The organism is Pseudoalteromonas sp. TAB23 (genome assembly GCF_000498075.1).
In the GTDB taxonomy this organism is placed as follows: Bacteria; Pseudomonadota; Gammaproteobacteria; order Enterobacterales; family Alteromonadaceae; genus Pseudoalteromonas; species Pseudoalteromonas arctica.
On the sequence record NZ_AUTP01000269.1, the window covers coordinates 1 to 3,936 of the forward strand.

Annotated in this window: 3 protein-coding genes and 2 pseudogenes; 2 read left to right on the forward strand and 3 right to left on the reverse strand. The window is 36.9% G+C overall.

The features are described from left to right. Positions 1-157: 157 nt before the first annotated feature. Entirely contained in the window at positions 158-703 is a 546-nt protein-coding gene (locus tag L654_RS0116210) for a TetR/AcrR family transcriptional regulator (protein ID WP_024589689.1), read from the reverse strand. Between the two features lie 103 nt (positions 704-806). On the opposite strand from L654_RS0116210, the gene L654_RS0116215 reads away from it, so the two are divergent. Both L654_RS0116215 and L654_RS0116220 read left to right on the forward strand, forming a co-directional pair. Further along, complete coding sequence (locus L654_RS0116215; RefSeq protein ID WP_024589688.1) at positions 807-1,265, forward strand: HPP family protein; 459 nt, start codon at positions 807-809, stop codon at positions 1,263-1,265. A gap of 50 nt (positions 1,266-1,315) precedes the next feature. After that, positions 1,316-2,350 carry a nitronate monooxygenase gene (locus tag L654_RS0116220; RefSeq protein WP_024589687.1) on the forward strand — a complete coding sequence of 345 codons (1,035 nt, stop codon included), beginning with the start codon at positions 1,316-1,318 and terminating at the stop codon, positions 2,348-2,350. Positions 2,351-2,378: 28 nt separating this feature from the next. Here L654_RS0116220 and L654_RS1000000127640 read toward each other — a convergent pair. Together L654_RS1000000127640 and L654_RS1000000127645 are read right to left on the reverse strand one after the other, a co-directional pair. Next, positions 2,379-2,969 (reverse strand): annotated as a pseudogene (locus L654_RS1000000127640) (transposase); the annotation flags it as partial. Further along, positions 2,969-3,936 (reverse strand): annotated as a pseudogene (locus tag L654_RS1000000127645) (IS3 family transposase); the annotation flags it as partial. The pseudogenes L654_RS1000000127640 and L654_RS1000000127645, both read right to left, overlap by 1 nt.

The following is a 3,936-nucleotide window of genomic DNA, read 5'->3' on the forward strand; positions in this document are numbered from 1 at the left end:
TAATCCCTTCCAAAACGCCAATTAAAACAATATCAAACACTTCTATATTCTGCGTAAAAATACAGTAATCAATTGAACCAAAATAGGAACTCAGCTATGGTTTGTTTATCAATAAAAACAAATTTAAAAACGAGTTAATCTACAGGCTCGTTAGCACTCAATGGCGTTGTAAGATTTTCAAAGTACTTTGAATCATATCAGCACTTTTTCCTGTCATATATGCGGTTACAATCACGCCTTCTTTTAGTAAACAAATAGTATTTAAAAGATCTTCTGAATTATTAGTTAATTTACTTTTAATAAGTTGACGTACTTGATCTTTATGGTAACGACAATAACAAGATATTTCACTTTTTGGATCGCTAAACTCAGCCGATGTATTTATAAAAAAACAACCTCTAAAATCACCCAGTTCAGGTTCATTTCCTATAAACCAGCTTTGTAATGATGCAAAAAGTACATTAATTAATTCTTGATCATTTGTGGTCTTTTCTAATTTAGATTTTAACCAATTTATAAAAATGAAGTGTCTTTTTCCCAGCGTCGCAATGACTAAATCATTTTTCCCATCAAAATGACTGTATAAGGTTTTTTTTGCAATACCTGATACTTTTATAACTTCATTTATTCCAATTGAGTTAACGCCATGTTGATAAAACAGCTCTAATGCGGTTTTTAATAACAACTCTCGCTTTTGATTCATAATAAGCTCCATAAAATTATCAATATAATATTGACATGAGTAGAACGAGTTGTCTACACTAACAAGGTAGACAGGTTGTTCTACTTTTTTTTGTGAGGTATTTATGAATCGTTATTTATTAGCTGTAATTGCTGGTTTTGGTGCATTTATTGCTATTGGTTTATTGTCATTAACTGAAACTAATTTTAATGATATTGTTTTAATAATGGCTCCATTTGGTGCAACTACTGTACTTGTGTTTGGAGTGCCAGATAGCCCATTAGCTCAAGCCAAAAATGTAATTTTTGGGCATTTAATTACTGCCTTTATTGGAATATTATTTTATCAATATGTAGATGTAACACCGTTAACAATAGCTTTAGCAACAGGTTTAGGAGTTACGAGTATGTTAGTTTCAAAAACCACTCATCCACCTGCGGGAGCTAATCCAATTTTAATAATGCTTTCAGGGCAAAGTTGGTTATTTTTGGTGACGCCAGTATTAATTGGCTCTATAGTTATCGTTTTGGTGGGTAAAGGGCTTCAAAAGCTTCAAAGCCATTACTTTAAATCAGAGTGCTAATACGGCGTTAAATGCCTAAATAAAATATATCGCATTCAGGAAGAATAATTATGAATCTATGCAGTATCCTCGGTATTGAAAAGCCAATAATTCAAGCTCCAATGGCTGGAGTACAAAACTGGGAGTTGGCTGCAGCAGTATCAAACTCTGGTGGGCTTGGCTCTATTCCTTGTGGAATGCTGACTAAAGATCAGGTCTTATTCGAGATTATAAATTTCAGAAAACACTCAAATAAAACTTACAACTTAAACTTTTTTTGTCACAAAATGCCTGAGATAAATCATCAGGCACTTGAAGCATGGGAAGAGCAGCTTTTACCGTACTACGAGTCTTTTTCGATCAAGCCTCTAAACGAAATTTCTGGCTTAAGGGTTCCTTTTGATGCAAACCTTGCTGATGCAATAGAGCCCCATAAACCACCAATACTTAGCTTTCATTTTGGTCTTCCATCCGCAGAGCTTGTAACAAGAATAAAGTCATGGGGAACAGTTATAATTTCTTCAGCTACGACCAAGGAAGAAGGAGTGTGGCTAGAGGAAAATGGAGCTGATATTGTCATTGCTCAGGGCTATGAAGCTGGAGGTCATAGAGGTATGTTCATGACTTCGGACGCATCAACTCAACTTCCGACGTTAGAACTTGTAGCTTGCTTAAAACATGAATTATCTGTACCAGTTGTTGCTGCAGGTGGAATAGCTACAAGCACAGATATCAAAGAAATGATAAGGCTAGGTGCGTCAGGAGTTCAAGTTGGAACTTCTTACTTGTTATGCGATGAGGCGAAAACAAGTGCTATTCACAGGCAAGCAATAAAATCAAAAAACAGCGTAACCGCTTTAACTAATATATTCTCAGGTCGATTGGCGAGAGGTATTACTAATAAAATAATGAAAGAGTTAAATTTTATTACGAGTAAAGCGCCAGAGTTTCCTTATGCATCTATAGCTATTGGTCCTTTGAGATCAAAAGCTGAATCCCAAGGTAAATCAGATTTTACTCCACTGTGGTCAGGTACTGACCGAAGTGGTTGTAAAGAGATTTCCGCTACTAAGTTAACCTATGAGTTATGGGGGGACGGCATTTAACAAGTGACTATGGTGTCAATTCCTAATTTCAAACCATTTTAGGATCCCACATGACACCATCCCTCACCATAGAATTTATGATTACTATAAGCTTTCTTATACAGGCAATAATAGCCACTTTTTTAGGTTTCCCTNGATGATAAATAGCTTTAAATTTAGGGTTACATTGGATAGCTGACATCATTGCCATATACATTGCGGTTCTAATTTTTGGCCGTCTACCTCGTATCATCCGTTTACCTTGATAAGCACCACTTTCTCGATTAAATGGTGCAACACCAACCAGTGATGCAGCCTCTTTATTGTTTACACACCCAAGCTCAGGCATGTCACTAAGTAAGTTAAACGCGACAACATTACCAACGCCAGGCACACTTTGAATAATGTCATTCTTGACCTTATATTCGTCACATTCTTTGATGAGTTTTTGTAGTTTCAAATCTACTTTTTCAATCTGATTTTTTAATGCCGTTAGGATAGGTTTTATTAGTGATGATATTGTTTTTGGCATTATCTGTGAACGATTTTTCTCCATCGTTTGCATATCCATTAACTGCCTTCTTCTAGAAAGTAAATCACTCATCAAGCGCATCTGCTCTGGCTTTAAAGATGTAGTGGTCAACTAATTTTGGCCACAGTTTTAGAATCTTGGCATCTAACCTCAGATTCATTTGGGGCTAAACCGGCATTATAATGATGTGGCCTAACGTTGTTGTAATATCCGTTGATATAATCACTAACGCTATATTTAGCATCTATAAAATTTCCATATCCAACCTTTGGCATCCATTCCGTTTTAAAGCTTCTAAAAAATCGCTCCATTGGTGCATTATCCCAACAGTTTCCACGCCTACTCATACTTTGTTTGATTTTATAGCGCCATAAACGTTGACGATATTTTAAACTGGTATAGTGACTACCCTGGTCTGAATGAAACATCAGTCCTGTCGGTTTTCCTCTGCTTTCATACGCGAGTTCAAGCGCTTTTAGCGTTAAATTAGTATCTGGCGACAACGACATGGCCCAGCCAACTACTTTACGTGCAAATAAATCAATAATAACGGCTAAATAAGCCCAGCGATTACCTACCCAAATATACGTCACATCACCGCACCACACGGTATCTGGCTCAACAACATCAAATTGTCTATCAAGCAGATTTGGAATTTCAAGGTGCTCATTACCGCCGCGTTTATATGAATGTTGAGGTACTTGGCAGCTTTCAAGCTTTAATTTAACCATTAGCTTAGCAGCACGATAACGACTCAATTCAAAATCATTGTTCGTTGCTATTGCCGCGATTGTCCGCGCCCCAGCTGAGCCGCCGCTCATTGCATGTATTGCTCTAACTTCAGCCTCTAGCCTTATTTGTTCTAGTGTCGGCGTTGTATCCCTTATAGCCCAATATTTATAGCTGCTACGATGCACATTGAATACGTTACACAGCACGCTAATTGGGTAACGCTCTCGTTGATTTAGTTTCTCAATTAACGAGAATTGTTCAGGGAGTCGGACATCAAGAGAGCGGTAGCCTTTTTTAATATATCCTTTTCTAATTCAATGCGTTGGATTTGCTTTTTAAGTTC